Genomic DNA, 338 nt, shown 5'->3' on the forward strand with positions numbered 1-338 from the left:
TTTTGCTCAAGTTTACAGGGAGTCTCTTATTTCCTGCGGCAACAGATCGAGATCTGACTGCGGAAGTTCTTCCGGTTCTTCTGAGCTTCCGTAGAAATGCCGGAAGAGCATGAGATACTGGTTGAACTTATCTGCTTCCTCGCGGGCGACCTCTTCAGAATCATTCATGATCAAAAGATCCACCAGGCTGCGGTAGCGTTCAATATCGGTCACTATTTCGTTTCCACGGTTGAATTGCCTGTCAAGGTCAAGTGAGCTGTAATAGGTAAGATTTTCCTGGTACTTTCTCGCTACTTCTTGCCATAGTTCCCTGGCTTTTTCTGTCTGACCAACTTCAT

General features: G+C 46.2%; 1 protein-coding gene. It reads right to left on the reverse strand.

The features are described from left to right. Positions 1-12: 12 nt before the first annotated feature. Positions 13-338: hypothetical protein (locus HC175_RS21695; protein WP_168139971.1), on the reverse strand; the 326-nt coding region annotated here is incomplete at its 5' end.

It is taken from the genome of Salinimicrobium oceani (assembly GCF_012037645.1).